Source organism: Kitasatospora sp. NPDC004799, from assembly GCF_040609095.1.
Taxonomy (GTDB): Bacteria; Actinomycetota; Actinomycetes; order Streptomycetales; family Streptomycetaceae; genus Kitasatospora.
Genome location: NZ_JBEXJK010000765.1, coordinates 1 through 1,664 on the forward strand (window position 1 = coordinate 1; position 1,664 = coordinate 1,664).

Sequence of the window (1,664 nt, forward strand, 5' to 3'; positions counted from 1 at the left end):
GCGGTGCTCTGGGAGGGGCTGTCCCAGCCGCTGCAGGTGGTGCTGCGGCAGGCTCCGCTGGCCGTCGCCGAGATCGCGCTTGCGGCCGGTGCCGACGCGGTCTCCCTGCTGCTGGCGGCCTGTCCGTCCGCGATGAACATCCGCCGGGCGCCTCTTCTCGATCTGACGGTCGCTCAGGATATTGCTGGTGACCGGTGGTTGGTGGCTCTGCGGAGCCACCACCTGATCCGTGACCACCAGGCGCTGGAGATCCTGCTGGACGAGGTGCGGGCGCACCTGGAGCAGGACGTCGAGCGGTTGCCGGAGCCGGCGCCGTACCGCGACTTCGTGGCGCACGCGCGCCTCGCGGTCACCCCGGAGCAGCACCGCGCCTACTTCGAGCGGGTGCTCGGTGAGGTGGAGGAGCCGACGGCGCCGTACGGCGTGCTGGACACCCATGGTGACGGCAGCGGTACCGGTGAGACGGTCGTCGAGCTGTCGGCCGAGCTGGCGGAGCGCGTGCGCGAGCAGGCGCGTCGGAACGGTGTCAGCGCCGCCGCGTTCTTCCACCTGGCGTGGGCGCGCGTCGCGGCGGCGACGACCGGCCAGAGCCACCCCGTGTTCGGGACCGTCCTGCTGGGTCGCATGGACGCCGGGGACACGGCGAGCCGCACCCCCGGTCTGTACATCAACACGCTGCCGATCCGGGTGGACGCCACCCAGCGGCTGGATGCCGGACTGCGGGCAGCCCAGGAGCAGTTGGGTGAGCTGCTGACGCATGAGCACGCCCCGCTGACCCTGGCGCGGCAGGCCACCAGCCTGCCGGCGCAGAGCCCGCTGTTCACCTCGCTGCTCAACTACCGCCGTACCCTCGCCACCGAGGGCGCGGCCGACGGCGGAACGGCGCGGACGATCGCCGGGATCCAGCTCCTCCGGGCTCAGGAGCGGACGAACTACCCGTTGACGGTGTCGGTGGACGACACCGGTGTCGGGTTCCGGTTCACCGTGCAGGCGTGCGCGCCGATGGACTCGGACGTGGTCTGCGGTCTGCTGTGTACGGCGGTGGAGAACCTGGTCGGCGGGCTGGAGGCGGACTCCGTCGTCACGCTCGACCGGGTCGCCGTTCTCGACGACGGGCAGCGGGAGTTGGTGCTGCGCGGGTGGAACGACACCGTGCGCGAGGTGTCGGCCGCGACGCTGCCGGGGCTGTTCGAGGCTCAGGTGGCTCGTACGCTGGATGCGGACGCGGTGGTGTTCGGTAGTGGTGCGGCGCGTGAGGTGGTGTCGTACGCGGAGTTGAACGAGCGGGCGAACCGGCTGGCGCATCTGCTGGTCGCCGAGGGTGTCGGCCCGGAGCACCTGGTCGCCGTCTGCCTGCCGCGTTCGACCGAGCTGGTGGTGTCGTTGCTGGCGATCGAGAAGGCGGGTGCGGCGTACCTGCCGCTGGACCCGGACTACCCGGCGGAGCGTCTGGTCTCGACGTTGGAGGGCGGCCGTCCGACGGTCCTGGTGACCGACAGTGTGACGATGGACGAGGCGGTGGCGGCCGGTGTCCGTCGGATCGACCTGGACGCTGCCGAGACGGTCAACGCCCTGAGCGTGCAGGCGGTTTCGAATCCGGTGCGTGTGGGCCACGGCCCGCAGAGTCCGGCGTACGTGATCTACACCTCCGGTTCCACGGGTCG

General features: G+C 71.4%; 1 protein-coding gene. It reads left to right on the top strand.

Annotation, left to right across the window (positions count from 1 at the left end; translation table 11 throughout):
- The coding region (locus ABZW03_RS40630) for an AMP-binding protein (RefSeq protein WP_355269875.1) at positions 1-1,664 on the top strand (1,664 nt) is incomplete at both ends.